This window comes from Lonsdalea quercina subsp. quercina (assembly GCF_000688695.1).
Taxonomy (GTDB): Bacteria; Pseudomonadota; Gammaproteobacteria; order Enterobacterales; family Enterobacteriaceae; genus Lonsdalea; species Lonsdalea quercina_D.
The window spans coordinates 268232-286744 of sequence record NZ_JIBQ01000009.1 but is presented as its reverse complement, the minus strand read 5'-3'; the positions used below and the strand labels follow the sequence as shown (position 1 = coordinate 286744).

The 18513-nt window shown below is 54.4% G+C and carries 16 protein-coding genes; 13 read left to right on the top strand and 3 right to left on the bottom strand.

All coding sequences use genetic code 11. The features are described 5' to 3' along the window. Nucleotides 1-6: 6 nt before the first annotated feature. Nucleotides 7-408, bottom strand: a complete 402-nt coding sequence (locus tag SB13_RS10605; RefSeq protein ID WP_026740328.1) for a hypothetical protein — start codon at nucleotides 406-408, stop codon at nucleotides 7-9. 419 nt (nucleotides 409-827) lie between these two features. Between SB13_RS10605 and sufA the strand changes: the two genes are divergently transcribed. The 7 genes from sufA to SB13_RS10570 all read left to right on the top strand — a co-directional run bounded on the left by sufA (nucleotide 828) and on the right by SB13_RS10570 (nucleotide 7750). Beyond that, nucleotides 828-1199: a Fe-S cluster assembly scaffold SufA gene (sufA, locus tag SB13_RS10600; RefSeq protein WP_026740327.1), complete on the top strand. Its 372-nt coding sequence runs from the start codon at nucleotides 828-830 to the stop codon at nucleotides 1197-1199. 14 nt (nucleotides 1200-1213) lie between these two features. Continuing rightward, complete coding sequence (gene sufB / locus SB13_RS10595) at nucleotides 1214-2725, top strand: Fe-S cluster assembly protein SufB (protein WP_026740326.1); 1512 nt, start codon at nucleotides 1214-1216, stop codon at nucleotides 2723-2725. Nucleotides 2726-2818: 93 nt separating this feature from the next. Then, nucleotides 2819-3565: a Fe-S cluster assembly ATPase SufC gene (gene sufC, locus SB13_RS10590; RefSeq protein WP_026740325.1), complete on the top strand. Its 747-nt coding sequence runs from the start codon at nucleotides 2819-2821 to the stop codon at nucleotides 3563-3565. After that, complete coding sequence (gene sufD / locus SB13_RS10585; protein ID WP_026740324.1) at nucleotides 3540-4835, top strand: Fe-S cluster assembly protein SufD; 1296 nt, start codon at nucleotides 3540-3542, stop codon at nucleotides 4833-4835. The genes sufC and sufD overlap by 26 nt, the downstream gene beginning before the upstream one ends. Continuing rightward, entirely contained in the window at nucleotides 4832-6058 is a 1227-nt protein-coding gene (gene sufS / locus SB13_RS10580) for a cysteine desulfurase SufS (protein WP_026740323.1), read from the top strand. Before sufD ends, sufS begins: the two co-directional genes overlap by 4 nt. 19 nt (nucleotides 6059-6077) lie before the next feature. Continuing rightward, complete coding sequence (sufE, locus tag SB13_RS10575) at nucleotides 6078-6494, top strand: cysteine desulfuration protein SufE (RefSeq protein ID WP_026740322.1); 417 nt, start codon at nucleotides 6078-6080, stop codon at nucleotides 6492-6494. Between the two features lie 251 nt (nucleotides 6495-6745). Continuing rightward, entirely contained in the window at nucleotides 6746-7750 is a 1005-nt protein-coding gene (locus SB13_RS10570; RefSeq protein ID WP_026740321.1) for a L,D-transpeptidase family protein, read from the top strand. A 173-nt stretch (nucleotides 7751-7923) separates the two neighbouring features. On the opposite strand, the gene SB13_RS10565 is transcribed toward SB13_RS10570, so the two are convergent. Both SB13_RS10565 and pykF read right to left on the bottom strand, forming a co-directional pair. Continuing rightward, nucleotides 7924-8160: a major outer membrane lipoprotein gene (locus SB13_RS10565; RefSeq protein WP_026740320.1), complete on the bottom strand. Its 237-nt coding sequence runs from the start codon at nucleotides 8158-8160 to the stop codon at nucleotides 7924-7926. A gap of 334 nt (nucleotides 8161-8494) precedes the next feature. Continuing rightward, complete coding sequence (gene pykF / locus SB13_RS10560; protein WP_026740319.1) at nucleotides 8495-9907, bottom strand: pyruvate kinase PykF; 1413 nt, start codon at nucleotides 9905-9907, stop codon at nucleotides 8495-8497. 297 nt (nucleotides 9908-10204) lie between these two features. On the opposite strand from pykF, the gene SB13_RS17885 reads away from it, so the two are divergent. From SB13_RS17885 to SB13_RS10535, 6 genes are all read left to right on the top strand, one after another. Then, nucleotides 10205-10381: a hypothetical protein gene (locus SB13_RS17885; RefSeq protein WP_160168638.1), complete on the top strand. Its 177-nt coding sequence runs from the start codon at nucleotides 10205-10207 to the stop codon at nucleotides 10379-10381. 173 nt (nucleotides 10382-10554) lie between these two features. Then, nucleotides 10555-11409, top strand: a complete 855-nt coding sequence (licT, locus tag SB13_RS10555; protein WP_026740318.1) for a BglG family transcription antiterminator LicT — start codon at nucleotides 10555-10557, stop codon at nucleotides 11407-11409. A gap of 263 nt (nucleotides 11410-11672) precedes the next feature. Next, the gene (gene bglF / locus SB13_RS10550; protein WP_026740317.1) at nucleotides 11673-13559 is read left to right on the top strand and encodes a PTS beta-glucoside transporter subunit IIABC; all 1887 of its coding nucleotides are present in this window, start codon (nucleotides 11673-11675) and stop codon (nucleotides 13557-13559) included. 27 nt (nucleotides 13560-13586) lie between these two features. Beyond that, nucleotides 13587-14981, top strand: coding sequence for a glycoside hydrolase family 1 protein (locus SB13_RS10545; RefSeq protein ID WP_026740316.1), 1395 nt, complete (start codon nucleotides 13587-13589; stop codon nucleotides 14979-14981). A gap of 95 nt (nucleotides 14982-15076) precedes the next feature. Then, on the top strand, nucleotides 15077-16771 hold the full coding sequence (locus SB13_RS10540; RefSeq protein ID WP_200873536.1) for an alpha-L-rhamnosidase-related protein: 1695 nt from the start codon (nucleotides 15077-15079) through the stop codon (nucleotides 16769-16771). 134 nt (nucleotides 16772-16905) lie between these two features. Continuing rightward, on the top strand, nucleotides 16906-18510 hold the full coding sequence (locus SB13_RS10535) for a carbohydrate porin (protein ID WP_036150308.1): 1605 nt from the start codon (nucleotides 16906-16908) through the stop codon (nucleotides 18508-18510). Nucleotides 18511-18513 lie beyond the last annotated feature (3 nt).

The following is an 18513-nucleotide window of genomic DNA, read 5'->3' as shown; positions in this document are numbered from 1 at the left end:
TTCGCCTCAGGGCATAAACGCGACGCGTTTTGCGAAGTCGGCCTGGAATGCGGTGACTTTTTGCCAGCAGCCTTGTTGGCTGAACTGATTGCAGATCAGCTGTAGCGTCTGTCGGCCGAAGTGGTAGCTCTGCAGGCGGCACAGATGGCAGCGTCGCGGATTGTTGATCTCTCGAATGAGCCGATGGTGCATTTTGATCAGCGCCAGCAGATAGCTGTCGTCGTCGCCGTAACGTTGGCTCAGCTCCACCATCTTCATACCGGACAGATAGTAACTGCGAATGTGGGTGATATCGCTGTTGGGATTATCCAGATTCACTTCTGCCATATACATTTCCATCGTGGCGTCACGCAATGTCGCACGATAGTCATCGATATGGGATTGCAGCCAGGCATTGAAAGGAAACATGGGGTCAATCCTTTGTTAAATGATAATCGTTATCATATTTTCCCTCAAAGTGACATGCAACGGTTGAGATGTAAATAGCAGCAAAAAGCTTAAAATAGGGGGAAAATATCCGCTGATCTCTCCTGTTTATAAAATAGGTTCCAGCGATAGATGTTATACTTATGATAATAAAATGTTGAATAATCTACCGGTGCGATCACTTCAACTTCAATTATTGTTCTTTCATTTCATATGGTTAGAATAAGCGGCCACCCGTGAATCGGACCCGAACGTTTTCGGGGAGGTTAAAAAAACCGGTGTTTTAAGCCGAAGCGCCGTATAGCCCTAGAAATCACGAGGTTGAAGCCCCCTCACTATTATCACTACCATTAGGGCAGATCCGCTAAAAGCGGAAAATTTAGAGAGACGAGGTAATTCCCATGCAATCGCAAAATGTAGAGACATTTTCACTGGATGAAAATGTCTGGCAGGGACTCACGCTGACTGAAAGCGCAGCCGCCCATATTGTTCGACTGATGCAACAGGACCCCGAAGTGCAGGGGCTACGGCTGAGTGTGAAGCAGTCTGGGTGTGCGGGCTTTGGTTACGTGTTGGATATGATCAAACAGCCTGATGCTGACGAGCAAGTGTTTCAGCGCGACGGCGCCCGTCTTTACGTTCCTCTCAAGGCGATGCCTTTTATTGACGGCACTGAAGTGGACTACGTCCATGAAGGCTTGAATCAGGTGTTTAAATTTAACAACCCTAAAGCTCAACACGCCTGCGGGTGTGGTGAGAGCTTTGGGCTCTAAGCGGCGACACTATTATGGCGCGTAGTAACGTAGATGTATCCGATGATGTACAGATCTGGCTCGGCGACGGCCGCTACAAAGAGGGCTTCTTCACCGAACTGGCGACGGATGAGCTGGCCAGGGGTATTAATGAACAAGTGGTGCGGGCGATTTCCGCCAAGCGTAACGAACCCGAGTGGATGCTTGAGTTTCGTCTCAATGCCTTCCGCGCGTGGTTGGAAATGGAAGAACCGCACTGGTTGAAGGCGCATTACGACAAGCTTGATTATCAGGACTACAGCTATTATTCCGCGCCATCCTGCGGCCAGTGCGACGACACCTGCGGATCGCAGCCCGGCGCGGTGCAGCAGTCCGGTGAAAACGGCGCCAATACGCTAAGCGAGCAGAACTACCTGACTACCGAGGTCGAAAAGGCGTTCGAGCAGCTTGGCGTGCCGGTACGTGAAGGTAAAGAAGTGGCCGTCGACGCGATTTTCGACTCCGTGTCCGTCGCCACTACTTATCGTCATGAGCTGGCTAAACACGGCGTGATTTTCTGTTCGTTCAGCGAAGCGATTCAGGAACACCCGGAGCTGGTGCGCAAATACCTGGGCACCGTGGTGCCGTCCAACGATAACTTCTTTGCCGCGCTGAACGCTGCCGTGGCTTCCGACGGCACGTTCGTTTACATCCCGAAAGGGGTGCGCTGTCCGATGGAGCTGTCGACCTATTTCCGTATCAACGCGGCTAAAACCGGTCAGTTTGAACGTACCATCCTAATCGCGGACGATGACAGCTACGTCAGCTACATCGAAGGGTGTTCCGCCCCGGTGCGTGACAGCTATCAGCTGCATGCCGCCGTCGTGGAAGTGATCATCAATAACCGGGCGGAAGTGAAGTATTCCACCGTGCAGAACTGGTTCGCGGGTAAAGACAGCGAAGGCGGGATTTTGAACTTTGTAACCAAGCGCGCGCTGTGCGCGGGAGAAAGTTCGAAAATGTCCTGGACGCAGTCTGAGACCGGCTCTGCTATCACCTGGAAATATCCCAGCGTGGTGCTGCGCGGTGACAACTCGGTCGGCGAGTTCTTCTCTGTGGCGCTGACCAGCGGTCATCAGCAGGCGGATACCGGCACCAAGATGATCCACATCGGGAAAAACACGCGGTCCACCATTATCTCGAAAGGGATTTCGGCGGGCAGCAGCGAGAACACTTATCGCGGACTGGTGAAAATCATGCCGACCGCGACGAACGCCCGTAACTTCACCCAGTGCGACTCGATGTTGATTGGTAGCGAGTGCGGCGCGCACACGTTCCCGTACGTGGAAGTGAAAAACAATACGGCGCAGCTGGAGCACGAAGCGACCACGTCCCGAATTGGTGAAGACCAGCTGTTCTATTGTTTGCAGCGTGGTATCAGCGAAGATGATGCGATTTCAATGATTGTGAACGGGTTCTGTAAAGATGTCTTCTCCGAACTGCCGCTGGAGTTTGCGGTGGAAGCCCAGAAGCTCCTGGCTATAAGCCTTGAGCACAGTGTGGGCTGATCGCTGTGGAAGTGACAATGTCACCTATTGAACACACGCACTCCGGTGCCTATAAGACGAGCGCCTGCGGCAAAGGCGTCTGAAGGATAAAGTATGTTGAATATTGAAAACTTAAGAGTCAGTGTCGAAGAAAAAGAAATTATCAAAGGGCTGAATCTTCAAATCAAACCTGGCGAAGTCCATGCCATCATGGGGCCTAACGGCTCCGGTAAAAGTACGCTGTCCGCCACGTTGGCCGGACGCGAAGACTACGAAGTGACTTCAGGTTCCGTCACGTTTAAAGGCAAAGATTTGCTGGAACTGTCGCCGGAAGATCGGGCGGGCGAAGGCATTTTCATGGCGTTCCAGTACCCGGTCGAAATTCCGGGCGTCAGCAACCAGTTCTTTTTACAGACCGCGGTCAATGCCGTTCGTCAATATCGCCAGCAAGAGCCTCTGGATCGCTTCGATTTCGAAGACTTCATCGAAGAGAAGATCAAGTTGCTGAATATGCCGGCCGACCTGCTGACCCGTTCGGTCAACGTCGGTTTCTCCGGCGGTGAGAAGAAACGCAACGATATCCTGCAGATGGCCGCGTTGGAACCCAACCTGTGCATTCTCGACGAAACCGACTCCGGTCTGGACATCGATGCGCTGAAAATTGTCTCCAACGGCGTCAACACGCTGCGTAACGAAGAGCGCTCCTTCATCATCGTAACGCACTATCAGCGTATTCTGGACTACATCAAACCAGACTTCGTTCACGTGCTGTATCAGGGGCGGATTGTGAAATCCGGCGACTTCACATTAGTTAAACAGTTGGAGGAGCAGGGCTATGGCTGGCTTACCGACCAACAGTAATACGAAAGCGACGCAGGCGCTGCAGCAGTGGCAGCGGTTGTTCGACAGCGCCGGAGCGCGTTCTGAAGAAGCGGGCGAACACTGGCAGCAGGTATTGCAGCTGGGCGTGCCAAACCGCCGGCAGGAGCACTGGAAATACACGCCGCTGGACGGCTTGCTCGGCCATGAATTCACCGAACCTGCCGCGCGGACGGTCAATGCGGTGCAACGTGATGCGCTGTCACTGCCGCTGGATGCGTGGCGTATGGTGTTCGTCGACGGACGTCTGAGTCCCGAACTCAGCGACGCCGACTGGGGCCCTTATCAGGTGGAAGTAGCGGCATCCCCTGCGTCTCTGCCGATGGCCGCTCCGATTCAGCCGGACGTCTTCTTGCATCTTACCGAGAGTCTGGCCGCCGAGCGCACGCAAATTCGTCTTGCCGCTGGCGTACAGGCTGAAAAGCCGTTGTATCTGCTGCACATCAGCTCCGGCGACGGCGCGGTACTGAATACGGTTCACCATCGTCACGATTTGCAGGTCGGCGCGAACGCCGCCGCTACGGTAATTGAACACTATGTCAGTCTGGATGAGAGCGCGCATTTCAGCGGCGCCCGTCTGACCGTCGACGCGGGTGAAAACTGCGACGTTACGCATTATAAGCTGGCGTTTGAAGCGGCGGCGGGTTACCACTTCGCCCATAATGATGTGCGGATGGCGCGCTCGGCGCGCGTTTCTAGCCACAGTTTCCTGTTGGGGGCGGGGCTGACCCGGCATCAGACCAGCGCGCAGATGAACGGCGAAGGGGCCAATCTGACCATCAATAGCCTGATCCTGCCGCGTGGCAGCGAGGTTTGCGACACGCGAACCTATCTGGAACACAATCAGGGCAATGGCGAAAGTCGTCAGCTGCATAAGACGATCGTCCGCGATCGTGCCAAGGCGGTCTTCAATGGCATGATCAAAGTGGCACCTCATGCGCTGAAAACCGACGGCAAGATGACCAACAACAACCTGCTGTTGGGCCGTCTGGCGGAAGTGGACACCAAGCCGCAGCTGGAAATCTACGCCGACGACGTCAAATGCAGCCATGGCGCGACGGTCGGTCGTATCGACGAAGAGCAGCTGTTTTACCTGCGCGCCCGCGGCATCAGTGGTGAAGACGCGCAACAAATGATTATCTTCGCTTTTGCCGCCGAACTGACGGAAGCGATCTCTGACGACGCCCTGCGCGACGTCGTGATCAAACGCATAGCGGAACGCCTCATCGGCGCCGCGGGAGGTCAGCAATGAGTGATTACCCGATAGAACGCGTCCGGGCAGATTTCCCCGTCCTGAAACAGGAAGTCAACGGTCAGTCGCTGGTCTATCTGGACAGCGCGGCCAGTTCGCAAAAGCCGCAGTCGGTCATCGACCGTGAGCTGAATTTTTATCGCAATGAGTATGCCGCGGTTCACCGCGGCATTCACACGTTGAGCGCCCGGGCGACAACGGCGATGGAGGATGTGCGTACGCTGACGGCGTCATTCATCAACGCGGAGTCTGCGGAAGAGATCGTATTCGTACGTGGTACTACAGAAGCGATTAACCTGGTCGCCAACAGCTACGGGCGGACCTTCATGCAGCCCGGCGACAACGTGGTGATTACCGGCATGGAGCACCATGCCAACATCGTTCCCTGGCAGATGCTGGCCCAAACGCACGGTATCGAAATTCGCGTTCTGCCATTGACGGTCGACGGTGAGCTGGATGTCGCTTTGTTGCCGGAATTGTTGGATGAACGGACTCGCTTAGTCTCCGTTACCCACATTTCGAACGTGCTGGGAACCGTGAACCCGGTGCAGGACATCGTTCGTCTGGCGCATAGCGTCGGCGCGAAGGTGTTGCTGGACGGGGCGCAGGCGATCATGCATGAGCCTGTCGACGTTCAGGCGTTGAACTGTGACTTTTACGCGTTCTCCGGCCATAAAATTTATGGGCCTTCGGGGATCGGCGTGTTGTATGCCAAACATGCGTTGCTACAGGCAATGCCGCCGTGGGAAGGCGGGGGCTCGATGATTCGCGAAGTCAGCCTCACCAAAGGAACGACCTACGCCGATGCGCCCTGGCGCTTCGAAGCCGGTTCTCCTAACACCGCCGGGATTATGGGATTGGGCGCCGCATTGGATTACGTTTCTGCAATAGGACGCGAAGCGATCCACCGCTACGAAACCGACCTGATGCAGTATGCGGTATCCGCACTCAAGACGGTGCCGACGCTCATCCTGTACGGTCCGGAACAGCGCCAAGGCGTGATTGCTTTCAACCTCGGTCAGCACCATGCCTACGACGTGGGGAGTTTCCTCGATCAGTACGGCATCGCCATCCGTACCGGCCACCACTGCGCCATGCCGTTAATGGAACACTATGGGGTTTCCAGCATGTGCCGTGCGTCTTTGGCCGTTTATACCCAGCGTGAAGATATCGACCGGCTGGTCGCCGGGCTACAACGTATTCATGGTTTATTAGGCGGTTAAGTTAACCGCGGAGGATATTATGGCAAGTCTGCCGGAGCCGCAGAAACTGGTACGCAATTTTTCTCGCTGTCATAACTGGGAAGAAAAGTATCTCTACATCATGGAACTGGGATCCCGTCTGGAGCCGCTTAGCGACGATCTGCGTCAGGAAGACAATCGCGTGAATGGCTGTCAGAGTCAGGTATGGATCGTGGTGACGCGAGATGAGCAGGGTCGAGTCGCGCTGCAGGGCGACAGCGACGCTGCGATCGTCAAAGGACTTATCGCCGTTGTTTTCAGCCTTTATCAGCAGCTAACGCCGCAGGATATCGTCTCGCTGGATGTCCGGCCGTTTTTCCAAGAGCTGGCGTTGACCCAGCATCTTACCCCTTCACGTTCGCAAGGGCTGGAAGCGATGCTGCGGTCCATTCGCAGCCGGGCCGCTGAGCTGGCCTGATCGCTCTCTCTTGAGCGGCGTTGGCATCACGCTGACGCCGTTGTTCTCCTCTTTCCCTTCATGCTTTAAGAGTTCGCCCGTGGATCTGCGGGAGATCTGCTCTTATTCTTAATATTAGCTTCGCAACAAACTGAATGTTAAACAATTCAATCGTTAATAGTCCGGCAAACGGTCTATACGGTGGCGGTAGGGCATTTCTGCCGCCACCGTATAGATCACAATATTCGAGCCTTAAGAATAGGGAACTGATGATGAAACGCGCGTTGACGTTAATGGGGCTGCTCCTGGTGTCGTACATCGGCGGCATGCCAGCAGGGCAAGCCACCGAGTATCCGCTGCCGCCGCCAGATAGCCGTCTAGTTGGTGAAAACACTACCTATGTCGTTCCACACGATGGTCGTTCTCTGGAGGCGATTGCAGCCGACTATAAGATAGGTTTGTTAGGGATGCTGGAAGCGAATCCCGGCACCGATCCTTATCTTCCCAAGCCTGACATTTCGCTTACCATCCCTACCCAAATTTTGCTGCCGGATACGCCGCGTGAGGGCATTGTCATCAATCTGGCTGAACTTCGGATGTTCTATTACCCCAAGGGTCAAAATAAGGTGATCGTTTATCCTATTGGTATCGGTCAACTGGGACGTAATACGCCGGTGATGACCACAACCATCATCTCTAAACACCCGAACCCGACCTGGACGCCGACACCGAATATCCGCAAGCACTATAAAGAGCAGGGCATCGACCTGCCTGCCGTCGTGCCTGCGGGGCCGGATAATCCAATGGGACTATTTGCGATGCGTATGGCGAAGAGCGGTGGGGTCTATCTGATTCACGGCACCAACGCGAATTTCGGCATTGGTATGCGCGTCAGCTCCGGCTGTATTCGCTTGCGGGCAGATGATATTGAGGCGTTGTTCAACGCAGTTGAGCCTGGAACCCGGGTACAGGTNGTTAACGAGCCGATAAAAGTCGCCGTAGAACCTGATGGTAAGCGCTATATCGAAGTTCATCAGCCATTGTCTCGCACGGATAAAGATGACCCGCAGACGATGCCTATCGCGCTCAGCAAGAAAGTGAAGAGTTTTATCAACAATGAAGAGACCAATAAGGCGGTTGTCGAAAGCGCTATCGAGCGTCGCTCTGGCATGCCTGTGCTGGTAAACACTGGTGAACCAATCCCCGCTCAGCAAACGGCTAATGACGCCGCCGCGCCAGTGACGAGTGTAACCGATTCAGCGTCGTATCATCCGTAGCATCAGCTACGGGCCAGCAAAGATAGGGAGTCGCGTCTTCCAAGCCTGGAAGGGAGTCCAGTCTCAGGCGGCGTTAAGAAGAGTAGGGCCTAGCGAGAAGCGTTAGCTGAAGGATTTATGACAGACAAAAAAATGGCGCACAATGTGCGCCATTTTTCATTCTACAGATTCGATTACTTTTTGTAAGTGCGAACCTGGTTATCCAGACGCTGGTTAGCACGAGCTGCGTCGTCTTTAGCAGCCTGTACGTCAGAGCGGATTGCGGTTACATCGTTGGACAGCTGATCAACTTTGCTGTTCAGAGTCTGAACGTCAGAAGACAGTTGATCGATTTTAGCATTGCTAGAACAGCCAGCCAGCAGAGTAGAACCCAGAATTACCGCGCCCAGTACCAGTTTAGTACGATTCATTATTAATACCCTCTAATTGAGTTAATCTCCATGTAGCGATACAAGTATTACACAAACTTTTTTCTAATGAGAATAAATTTTTGATGAGAACACGCTTAATTTGGATTGTTCGCTCAAAGAAGCAGCGCCTTTAACTTCAAAGACAAAAAAAGTAAGGAAAACAGGCTTTTTTTATCAGATTACTCTGAATAGGCGTTATCTTATATGTCTTTTTAGCATAACTGACTGGAAGGATCTCTGCCCGAAATGCAGAGAAAAGTAAAATAAAGTCACCCATAAAAAAAGCGCCCCTAGGGGCGCTTGATACTCATCGGCGACTTATCGCCATGAGGTATTACAGGCGATGTACGGAAGCGGTGTTGGTGGTGCCGCTCGGTACCAGGGCGCCGGAAACCATGACGACAACGTCGCCTGATTGGGCAAAACCACTTTCCAACGCGGCCTCTTTACCAATGCGGTAGAAATCGTCGGTAGAAGCGATTTCTTTCACCAGCTGCGTTTCTACGCCTTTGGTCAGAATCAGCTGACGCGCGGTGACTTCATTAGTGGTCAGCGCCAGAATACGCGCATCCGGGAAGTATTTACGGATGGACTTGGCAGATTTACCACCGCTGGTGGCGACCACGATCAGCGGCGCTTCCAGTTTCTCTGCAGTTTCTACCGCGCCGCGGCATACGGCCTCGGTAATGCGCAGGCGACCGGTGTTCGCTGCGCGTTCCAGACGCGGTTTCATGACTTTGTCAGTACGTTCACAGATCGTGGCCATGATGCTGACCGCTTCCAGCGGGTATTTACCCTTGGCGCTTTCGCCAGACAGCATAACGGCGTCGGTGCCGTCGATGATGGCGTTGGCGACGTCACCAGCTTCCGCACGGGTAGGACGCGGGTTTTTGATCATGGAATCCAGCATCTGCGTTGCGGTGATAACGACTTTGCGCGCCTGGTTACATTTTTCGATCATCATTTTCTGAGCGAAAATCACTTCTTCAACCGGGATTTCCACGCCCAGGTCGCCACGAGCAACCATGATGCCGTCGGAAGCTTCCAAGATTTCGTCGAAGTTGTTCAGACCTTCCTGGTTTTCGATTTTGGAGATGATCTGGATGTGTTCGCCGCCGTGCTGTTTCAGATGCGCGCGGATGTCTTCAACGTCGGAACGTTTACGGATAAAGGAGGCGGCAACGAAATCAACACCCTGCTCGCAACCGAAGATCAGGTCGCGTTTGTCTTTTTCTGCCAGAGCCGGCAGCTGGATGGAAACGCCCGGCAGGTTAACGCCTTTGTTTTCGCCCAGGTCGCCGTTGTTCAGTACGTTACAAACAACTTCGTTACCGTTGATGGCAGTGACTTCCATACCGATCAGACCGTCATCCACCAGCACCGTGTTGCCGACGCTCAGGTCTTCTGGGAACCCTGCATAGGTTACCGCTACGCGATCTTTGTTACCGATGACGTTCTGATCGGTAGTGAAGGTGAAAGTCTGTCCGGCAGACAGAGAAACATCGGCGCCGTTTTCCAGCTTCATGGTACGGATTTCTGGACCTTTGGTGTCCAGCAGGATGGCGGCTTTCTGACCGGTTTTCTGCATGATGGCGCGCAGATTCGTGATGCGTTGACCGTGTTCGGCGTAGTCACCGTGAGAAAAGTTCAGGCGCATAACGTTCATGCCTGCGTCCAACAGCTTGGCCAGCATTTCCTCGGACTCAGTTTTAGGGCCGATAGTACAAACGATTTTGGTCTTTTTCATAACGGTTAATTTCTACAAGTTGTGATGGATAAAAATGGGAACCGGCGGTTAAGGCTGCTAACCCCCGATAGGGATTTGCTGAAAAAAGAGACAGAACACGTTGAGTGCAGAGAGTGACAGCAACCGAAATTTTGAAGGCACTCAGGGTCAGATATCATCCTAAAAGAGTGGATGAAACGAGGTAATACCGTTTTAAAACTTGTTATTAATCTTGGCACGGTAGTTTGCTGAAACCATTCAATAAGACAACGCCCGTATTATAGTTGCTGAGTGATGAGAAACAAGCGGTGAGGCAGTATGATAACCTATATTTTAGTGCGTTTACGCAAAAAAATAGGCGATTTTTCACTTTTGCGCACTGGTGTTGCGCAATCTCTCTGCAATCATATTTCCCTGCAGATAAAAATCATGCAATCCAATGATTATGCGCCATATTTCGCTATGTCAGTCGGTATTGTAGAAAATAATGTGTAAATTTTAAGCTTTTGTGTCGATCTCCGTCACGTTTCTTCGTGATGCATATTGAGAGAGTCTGAGGGGAGGTTGATGATGGGTGCCAGGGTTGTTACTGCTGACGGCAGGCAAGACCAGATATTCGCTTGTAGACGAGTGGATGTCTGGTCTTTTTGTTTCCAGGGTTCGTAAAAATGAAAATAGCCAAAATACTCAATAATAATGTCGTCACCGTCTTGGATGAACACCATAACGAACAGGTGGTTATGGGGCGAGGGCTAGGTTTCAAAAAACAGATTGGCGATCGCCTCGATAAGGCGCTGATTGAGAAAGTGTTCGAACTGCGCAGCAGCGAACTCACGTCGCGGCTGAGCGAGATTTTGCAGGGAATACCGCTTGAGGTGTTCACCACCGCGGACAAAATCATCGCGTTAGCGAGGAAACAACTCCCGGGGAAGCTGCAAAATAGCATCTATGTATCGCTGACCGACCACTGTCATTTCGCCATCGAGCGTCATCGGCAGGGCGTGGATATTCGCAACGTGCTGCTCTGGGAGATCAAACGGCTATATCAAAAAGAGTTTGCGGTAGGTCTGGAGGCGCTGGAGATCATCCATCGCCGCCTTGGCGTTCGTTTGCCGGAAGACGAAGCCGGGTTTATCGCGCTGCATCTGGTCAACGCGCAGCTCGATAGCCAGATGCCGGAGGTGATTCAAATTACCAAGGTGATGCAGGAGATACTCAATATCGTCAAATACCACCTGGATGTGGACTACAACGAGCAGGCGCTCAGTTATCACCGCTTTGTCACTCACCTCAAATTTTTTGCGCAGCGGCTCGTCGGGCATGATCCGGTCTCCAACGATGACGAATCACTGCATGATGTCGTCAAAGAGAAGTATGCTCAGTCCTACGCCTGCGCGGAAAAGATCCAGACACACATCCATCGGCAATACGATTATGTTTTGACGAAGGAGGAACTGATGTTCCTGACCATTCATATCGAAAGAGTGCGTGCGGATATCTCAGGACAAGAACCGGAGGAGTAAAAAGCAAAAGAGTGTTGTGCATCACAAATTAATTGTCAGCTAATTAAAGTCGCTTGCTTGGGTGATCAAAACCCCGCAAGCTGACCCGCAAGATTTGGATTGTTACTGCAGTTGCCTTCGGGCAACGCAGGCGAAACCTGAATCGCTTCCTGAGTCGTCATGAGACCGCCGGGGAAGTGATTCAGGTTTTTTTTCGTCTAAAAAACAGCCTCGCCCGTCATGTCGGATGTTATCTGGCTGTGACCCGCATTAAGGAATGTCCTATGGAATATAAGATGTTAGCCAGTGAGATCATTGAGGGTGTTGGTGGCCGGGACAATATTAGCAGCGTCCTGCATTGCGCCACTCGCCTGCGTTTCAAACTCAAGGATAGTGCTAAAGCCGATGCCGCCACGCTGAAAAACAATCCCGGCGTGATTATGGTGGTGGAAAGCGGCGGTCAGTTTCAGGTCGTCATCGGCAATCATGTCAGCGACGTTTATCGCGACGTCGCGGCCGCTGCGGGGATGGAAAACGGCGAAAGTGCCGCCTCGCAGGATGAGAACAAATCAGACAGTTTGTTTTCCCGTTTCATTGACATTATCGCGGGCATCTTTACGCCATTTATCGGTGTGATGGCGGCATCAGGGATACTCAAAGGCCTGTTGGCATTATGTCAGGCGCTGGGGTGGCTGGAATCAAGCCACGGCACGTATCAAATCTTGTTCGCGGCCAGCGATGCGCTGTTTTATTTCTTCCCGGTGATCCTGGGTTACACCGCGGGCAAAAAGTTCGGCGGCAATCCGTTTACGACGATGGTCATTGGGGGAACGCTGGTGCATCCCATGATGATCACCGCATTCAACGCCATGCAGTCAGCCGATTATCAGCCGATGACCTTTCTGGGCATCCCCATCACGTTTTTGAATTACAGCTCGTCGGTTATCCCGATTATTTTCGCCTGCTGGGTATCGTCCAAACTGGAGAAAAAATGCAATGCGCTGCTGCATGCCAACGTCCGAAACTTCTTGACGCCGCTGCTGTGCATCTGCATCACGGTGCCGCTAACGTTTCTGGTGATCGGCCCGTGTGCAACCTGGCTCAGCGAGCTGCTGGCCAGCGGCTATCAGTGGCTCTATAACCTCAACTCGGTCGTTGCAGGCGCGGTGATGGGCGCGATTTGGCAGATCTGCGTGATTTTCGGCCTGCACTGGGGACTGGTGCCGCTGATGCTGAACAACCTCAGCGTGCTGGGACACGATACGCTGCTGCCGCTGTTGACGCCCGCCGTGCTGGCGCAGGCGGGGGCAACGCTCGGCGTGCTGCTGCGTACCCGGGATGCCAAACTCAAAGGTATCGCCGGCTCTGCTTTCTCGGCGTCGATCTTCGGGATCACCGAACCAGCCGTCTACGGCGTCACGCTCCCTCTGCGTCGTCCGTTCATCTTCGGCTGCATCGGCGGCGCCATCGGCGCGGGCATTATGGGCTATTTCCACTCCACCATTTACTCCTTTGGTCTGCCCAGCATCTTCACTTTCACCCTGATTATTCCCCCCGAAGGCTTTAACAGCAGCGTGTGGGCGGCCATTGTCGGCACGGCGATTGCCTTCCTCTTTGCCGCTGTAGCCAGCTGGCTGTTCGGTATCCCGGCCGCAGCGCTTTCNCCCAAAAAGGATGCACCGACAGCTGCGACGGTCGACTCTGCGCTGGGCATCCGCACGGAAACGCTGGCGAGTCCTCTGACGGGTCAGGCGATCCCGCTGGAAGAGGTTAACGACAGCACCTTCGCCAGTGGACTGCTGGGGAAAGGCATCGCGGTTGTGCCTGAAGAGGGCAAGCTTTATGCGCCGGTAGACGGCACGGTGGCATCGCTATTCAAAACGCATCACGCCATCGGCCTGGCCGCAGATAACGGGGCGGAAGTGCTGATCCATGTCGGCGTGGATACGGTGAAACTGGACGGCCTTCATTTCACGCCGCACGTCGCTATCGGCGACATCGTCAAGCAGGGCGATCTCCTGCTGACGTTCGACGCCGAGGCGATCGCAGCGGCGGGATATGACCTGACCACTCCCATCATTATTTCCAACAGCGACAGCTATCTGGATGTGCTGCCATTAGCCCGCGGCGCCGTCGTTGCGCGCGCGCCGCTGCTGTCGTTGGTGCATTAACTCACTCTCGTGTACAGGAGAAACTCAATGAACGCTCGTTTTCCGAAAGACTTTTTATGGGGCGGCGCGATTGCCGCCAATCAGGTGGAAGGCGCCTATCAAGACGATGGCAAAGGACTCTCGACGTCGGATCTGCAGCCGCAGGGGATCTTCGGCGATATTGTTGAGCGCCAACCCGGCGACAGCAGCATTAAGGATGTCGCCATCGACTTCTATCACCGTTATCCGCAGGACATCGCGCTGTTCGCTGAAATGGGGTTCCGTTGCCTGCGCGTGTCCATCGCCTGGACGCGTATTTTCCCGCAGGGCGACGAGCTGACGCCCAATGAAGCCGGGCTGACCTACTACGACAAGCTGTTCGACGAACTGGCGAAGCATGATATCCAGCCGCTGGTCACGCTCTCGCATTACGAGATGCCCTATGGACTGGTGAAGCGCGTCGGCGGTTGGGGCAGTCGTACAACGATCGACTGTTTCGAGCGCTATGCCCGCACCGTCTTCAAACGCTATCGCAATAAGGTCAAGCTGTGGTTGACCTTTAACGAAATCAACGTCTCGCTGCACGCCCCGTTTACCGGCGTCGGTCTGCCGCCGGACAGCGACAAAGCCGCTATCTACCAGGCCATCCATCACCAACTGGTCGCCAGCGCCAAGGCGGTTAAAGCCTGCCATGAAATCATTCCCGACGCGCGGATTGGCAACATGTTGCTGGGCGCGATGCTTTACCCGCTGACCTGCAAACCGGACGACGTTATGGAAAGCCTGCGCCAAAACCGCGAATGGCTGTTCTTCGGCGATGTTCAGGCTCGCGGGGCCTATCCCGCCTATATGAAACGCTTCTTCAAAGAGCAGGGAATTGCGCTGCGCATCGAAGAGGATGACGTCCAGGCGCTGAAGGAAACGGTTGATTTCATTTCGTTCAGCTACTACATGACCGGCTGTGTCACCCAGGACGATGAAGAAATCCAAAAAGCGCGCGGCAACATCCTGAACATGATCCCCAATCCGTATCTGGAAAGCTCCGAATGGGGCTGGCAGATAGATCCGGAAGGGCTGCGCTACCTGCTTAACGTCCTGTACGACCGCTATCAGAAACCGCTGTTTATCGTGGAAAACGGGCTGGGGGCGAAAGACCAGCTGGAGGCCGACGGCACCATCAACGACGACTACCGCATTAAGTACCTCAATGATCATCTGGTGCAGGTCGGTGAGGCGATCGCCGATGGCGTCGACGTACTGGGATATACCAGCTGGGGACCCATCGATCTGGTTAGCGCCTCCAAGGCGGAAATGTCCAAACGCTACGGCTTTATTTATGTGGACCGGGACGATCAGGGGGCGGGCACGCTGGAGCGTAAGCGCAAGAAGAGCTTCTACTGGTATCAATCGGTCATTCGCAGCAACGGTGACGCGCTGAAGTGATCGACGGGCGGGCATGGCGTCTTCCATGCCTTAACGTCTGACTACGGGCTGTGCGGCCGCAGCGCCGGGCCCGTCCAAGAAGGTGGCTGATAACCATGAATAGAAGAGAGTTATTGATCCACGCGGCCGTCGTCACCGCCTGCGCCCGTCTCGCGCCGTTACGCGCGGCGGATAAGACGGCTGGCGCGGCGAAAACGGGCGGCGACAGACCGACGGCGCTGAACCGACAGCAGCATTGGATCGCGATGGCGGAAGTGCTGAAACCGTCGCTGTCCGAAGAGTCTTATTCCGCGTTGAACGTCGTCGCGCCTCGGGAAGCGCCCGAGCATCTGTTGGGCGTGGCGATGACGCAGCAGTATGACGTGGGCGAATTGACGAACAAGAGTTTCAAGACCGGTGACAGTTTCATCGTGGATTTCGGCGAGCACTATACCGGTTATCTGACGTTCTCATTGGGATGGCAGGGCGTTTCCTGCGATGCACCGGTGCGTTTGCGATTGATTTTTGGAGAGGTTGTCACGGATGTGACGCAGCCGCTCTATCCCTACAACGGCTGGATCAGCGCTTCCTGGCTACCGGATGAAATACTGAACGTCGATTTTCTGCCGCAGCAGGTCAGGATTGAACGCCGCCATGCCTTCCGCTTCGTCAAAATCGAAATTATCTCCACTTCGACGAATTTCAGCGTCACGTTCAGCCAACTACAGGTGAAGGCGGTCTCTTCCGCCGGTCAGGATCGGCTGGCGCCGGCGCGCTATGACAGCGACCTGCTGAAGAATATCGACCGCGTCAGCATTCGGACATTGCACGAATGTATGCAGACCGTCTTCGAGGACGGGCCGAAGCGCGATCGGCGGTTATGGGTTGGCGATCTGCGCCTGCAGGCGATGGTCAACTATGTGAGCTTCAACAACACCGCGCTGGTTCGCCGCTGCCTGTATTTGTTCGCCGGGCTGCAGCGGGACGATGGTTATATCACGGCCTGCGTCTATGAACAGCCGGAGCCGCGTATGGGCGAAGTCGTGCTGATCGACTATGCCGCATTGTTCGGCAGCATCGTGCGCGACTATCTGCGGGCGAGCCACGACACCGCGACGGCACAGGAGCTGTGGCCGGTGGCGAAACAGCAGTTGGCGTTGGCGCTGAAGAATGTCAATGCGCAGGGCCTGTTCGTCGCGCCGGAAAAGGATTACGTGTTTATCGACTGGAATCCGGGATCGGACCAAAGCGCCGCGCTGAAAGGTCTTGATAAACAGGCGGCGATCCAGGGGCTACTGATTTACAGCTGTCAGGAGGGCATCGAACTGGCGAAATCGCTGGGAAGAGATGCCGAGGTCGCGTATCTGGAGGAAATCGTTGTGCGGATGAAGCAAGCGGCACGCGGGCTGTTTGATGAAAAGCAGGGCGTGTTCGTCAGCGGCGAACAGCGACAAATCTCCTGGGCATCTCAGGCATGGATGGCGCTGGCCGACGTGCTGCCTCAACCGCAGATGGCGCAAGCGTTGACCCGCGTTATGTCGCTGCCCCAGGCCATTCGGCCGCTTACACCCTACCTGTACCACCACATGGTCGATGCGCTCATTCATTGTGGACTGAGCGAAGAAGCGCGAACGCTGGTGGAGGAGTATTGGGGGGCAATGGTCAAAACCGGGACCAATACCTTCTGGGAAGCGTTTGATCCTAAAAAACCGATGTCGTCTCCCTATGGCAGCAAACAAATCGACAGTTACTGCCATGCCTGGAGCTGTACCCCCAGTTACTTTATCCGCCACGGTTTCGCCCGCGGATAGGCAGACATAAAAAGCGTTCAAGGTGAGAGGCGGAGCATCGCCGCTTCGAATAAAAACGTTGAGCAACGCACGTTGACCGGGAATAGCGGGCAGGCGAGTTTGCGCCCCCGCGCATCAACATTGGAACCACCATAATGATAAAAATTAACTCTGTATCCGTAAAAATCATCACGCTGGCTCTGCTCTACGCCGGTGTGCCTTATCACGCGCTGGCCGCGAAATTAACCGTGGAGGAACGACTCGAACTGCTCGAAAAGGAATTAAACGCCACCCGAAAAGAGTTGCAGGAATATAAAATCGCCGCCAGTCAGGCCCAACAAAATACGGCGCCGAAGCAGCGCGACGTCAACGTGATGGTCGTGAACGATAGCGCCCAATCCACGGCAAAAGCTACGCCGACGTCTTCCTCCACCTCGGTCAACGGCGGCGCCAACGCCAGCACCAGCAACGCTACCGTTTCTTCGACGCCGATGACGCTTGGCGACATCAGCAACTACGTGAAAAACGACATCGGCTTTACCTACTCGGGGTATTTTCGATCTGGCTGGGCCACCTCATCGCGCGGCGTACCCAAGTCTTATGCGATTGGGTCTCTGGGCCGTTTCGGCAATGAGCACAGCGGTTGGTTCGATTTGATCCTGAACCAACGCGTTTACGATCAGGACGGCAAAACCGCGCATGCCGTCGTGTGGCTCGATGGCAATGTGGGGCAGTCATACAGTAACGGCGTATTCGACTCCAGCAGCGACAACCTGCTCCAATTTTCCGACATGTACGTCACCACCACGGGCTTTATTCCGTTTCTGCCGGAGGCCACGTTCTGGGTCGGGAAACATTATCTGAAAAATTATGAAATCCAGATGCTGGACTGGAAAGCGCATAAGGCCGATTCTGCGGGCGCAGTCGGGCTGGAGAACATTGACGTGGGCGTCGGGAAATTGGATATGGCGTTACTGCGTCAGGATCTGGATCTCTACGATAAGTCCTACACCTCAACGACGCAGGTGAATACCAACGCCATCGATATCCGCTACCGGGAAATCCCACTCTGGAATAAGGCGACGCTGGAAATAGACGGCAAATACAACACGGCGAATGAAAGCGACAGTCAGCATTCGAGCAACTATTTCGAATTAAAAGACGCGTGGCTGGCGACCGGTCTTTTCCGGCAGAACTTTGATAACGGCGGATTTAATGAATTTGCCCTCCAGTACGCCAGTAACTCCATCGCCAGTGGCTTCATGCGGATATCCGACGCCAATCCGGACTACGGCGATGGCAAATATTATTACGGCGAACATACCGGGGGGACCGCCTTCCGGCTGATCTCGCAGGGGGAAACGTACCTGCATCCCGACGTGATCATGGCAAACGCGCTGGTGTATGGCCGCGGCAACGATCTGTACAGCTATGAGACCGGCGCGCACACGGACTTTGAAACGTTCCGTGCGGTAGTCCGTCCCGCGTATATCTGGGATCAGTACAACCAGACCGGCGTCGAGCTGGCCTATTTCAACCAGACCAACAAGGCAGGCGGCGTCAACTATCGTGAGTCAGGCTACAAAACCACGCTGTTCCACACCCTCAAAGTCAGCACCAGCATGCTGACCTCTCGTCCGGAGATCCGTTTTTACGCCAGCTATCTGAAATCGCTGGAGAACGGCATCTCTCAGTTCAGTTTCGAGGACGATAAAGACGATCAGTTCAGCCTGGGGGTGCAGGCGGAAGTCTGGTGGTAACTC

Excerpts from the sequence above, each read along its gene's own strand:
- SB13_RS10605 (WP_026740328.1), bottom strand. The coding sequence starts at position 408 with ATGTTTCCTTTCAATGCCTGGCTGCAATCCCATATCGATGACTATCGT.
- sufA (WP_026740327.1), top strand. The coding sequence starts at position 828 with ATGCAATCGCAAAATGTAGAGACATTTTCACTGGATGAAAATGTCTGG.
- sufB (WP_026740326.1), top strand. The coding sequence starts at position 1,214 with ATGGCGCGTAGTAACGTAGATGTATCCGATGATGTACAGATCTGGCTC.
- sufC (WP_026740325.1), top strand. The coding sequence starts at position 2,819 with ATGTTGAATATTGAAAACTTAAGAGTCAGTGTCGAAGAAAAAGAAATT.
- sufD (WP_026740324.1), top strand. The coding sequence starts at position 3,540 with ATGGCTGGCTTACCGACCAACAGTAATACGAAAGCGACGCAGGCGCTG.
- sufS (WP_026740323.1), top strand. The coding sequence starts at position 4,832 with ATGAGTGATTACCCGATAGAACGCGTCCGGGCAGATTTCCCCGTCCTG.
- sufE (WP_026740322.1), top strand. The coding sequence starts at position 6,078 with ATGGCAAGTCTGCCGGAGCCGCAGAAACTGGTACGCAATTTTTCTCGC.
- SB13_RS10565 (WP_026740320.1), bottom strand. The coding sequence starts at position 8,160 with ATGAATCGTACTAAACTGGTACTGGGCGCGGTAATTCTGGGTTCTACT.
- pykF (WP_026740319.1), bottom strand. The coding sequence starts at position 9,907 with ATGAAAAAGACCAAAATCGTTTGTACTATCGGCCCTAAAACTGAGTCC.
- SB13_RS17885 (WP_160168638.1), top strand. The coding sequence starts at position 10,205 with ATGATAACCTATATTTTAGTGCGTTTACGCAAAAAAATAGGCGATTTT.
- licT (WP_026740318.1), top strand. The coding sequence starts at position 10,555 with ATGAAAATAGCCAAAATACTCAATAATAATGTCGTCACCGTCTTGGAT.
- SB13_RS10545 (WP_026740316.1), top strand. The coding sequence starts at position 13,587 with ATGAACGCTCGTTTTCCGAAAGACTTTTTATGGGGCGGCGCGATTGCC.
- SB13_RS10540 (WP_200873536.1), top strand. The coding sequence starts at position 15,077 with ATGAATAGAAGAGAGTTATTGATCCACGCGGCCGTCGTCACCGCCTGC.
- SB13_RS10535 (WP_036150308.1), top strand. The coding sequence starts at position 16,906 with ATGATAAAAATTAACTCTGTATCCGTAAAAATCATCACGCTGGCTCTG.